General features: G+C 32.1%; 3 protein-coding genes. 1 reads left to right on the forward strand and 2 read right to left on the reverse strand.

Features of this window, described 5'->3' with window-relative positions; all coding sequences use genetic code 11:
* Nucleotides 1-93: IS1 family transposase (locus IQ211_RS19230; RefSeq protein ID WP_228011597.1), on the forward strand; the 93-nt coding region annotated here is incomplete at its 5' end.
* On the opposite strand, the gene IQ211_RS19235 is transcribed toward IQ211_RS19230, so the two are convergent.
* Together IQ211_RS19235 and IQ211_RS19240 are read right to left on the reverse strand one after the other, a co-directional pair.
* Entirely contained in the window at nucleotides 87-839 is a 753-nt protein-coding gene (locus IQ211_RS19235) for a hypothetical protein (protein WP_189761395.1), read from the reverse strand. The genes IQ211_RS19230 and IQ211_RS19235 overlap by 7 nt on opposite strands.
* A gap of 456 nt (nucleotides 840-1295) precedes the next feature.
* The coding region (locus tag IQ211_RS19240; RefSeq protein ID WP_228011628.1) for an IS1 family transposase at nucleotides 1296-1371 on the reverse strand (76 nt) is incomplete at its 5' end.

Raw genomic sequence — 1371 nt, forward strand, 5'->3', positions numbered from 1 at the left:
AGACTGACTCGCAAGACCTTATCTTTTTCAAAATCCATAGAAATGCATGACAGAGTCATTGGGTATTATTTGAACATTCGTCACTATCAATAAATTGGAATCATGACCAAAAATTGGTATGTCAGTTCATGCTTTTCGTTTAAGCCATAACATTTAAAGTGCAGAATATTATTAGTAAATGCCACGCTTAACTCTTTATAGCGAGCTACATACACTTTCCCTTTTTTCCAGGTGTAAAAAAGTTGCCTTTCATGATCAATGATGAAATTAGCAGGTTTACGTAATCTTAAAAATATGGTAATAGCAAGAATATTGGCGCTCAGGAAAAACAATCCGAAACTTGCATCTAAAATAAGAGAGCGCTTGGCTCTTTCCTCGCCATAAATACTATCCTTAGAATACATAATATATAAATATTCCATTAGTGATACCTTATTTTCATTTGAAACTATCTTCAATAAATTAGTAGATTCAGATGATTCATAGTTTAAATCAAACTGTGATACATGATTTTCCTTTTCACTTTTTAAAAGCAGAAGGATGGTTTTTTCTGAAGCTTTCCATGTCTTTATGTTATCATTAATGAAAAAAGAAAAACCTAATATACACCCAACAAGTACAGGTATTATTATTTCTTTTCTTGCTCTGATAAGATTATGTCGAAAATGACACTCTTTGCTATTGATAGCATCCAAAAATCCTGCACGTTTTACAGTTTTATTATCCAGCAGAATTAACTTTTCCGCCAGAACAGGATCAGCAAATGTAGATAAAGGCTCTGTTGGCGGCGTTTTCACCCTAAAAATTTTTTTGAGCAATTTTTTTATTAAATCATTCATTTAACGTAGTACCTCATCTTCATATCCATAGACCGCATTTTCTAATGTGGGTTCTTTTCCCCATTTATAGCGAAGTGGAGAAATCGTATCTCTTGTTGGTTTGTAATACCAATAGACTTTCATATACGCAGTATATTGCTCATCTACTTCTACGGTTAGTGTAGTTAAACCGCTCTCTTCATCAAAAATGAGATTTTCACGATTTTTACGAGTAATATTTATCGCTTTATCAAACTTATCTTTTGCTACAGAATAAAGATATCTACCATAACTACGCTCAGTTATTGATGAATCAGGATCGCTATAGCCATCTGATAAACCAGATGGAATAACTTCATGATATATCTCTGATTCTCCCCATTTGAAATTAGGTAGTATAAATTTATAAATTATCTTTCCTTGTTTATTGTTTTCAACTTTTAAATTTGGGTCACGTATTCAAAATGTTGATTGGTCTTAAATATAATATTCTCTTTCGATAAAAGTCCCGATGACTTTGTCATGCATTTCCGGTGATTTTGAATAGCCTAAT

Source organism: Xenorhabdus griffiniae, from assembly GCF_015163655.1.
In the GTDB taxonomy this organism is placed as follows: domain Bacteria; phylum Pseudomonadota; class Gammaproteobacteria; order Enterobacterales; family Enterobacteriaceae; genus Xenorhabdus; species Xenorhabdus griffiniae.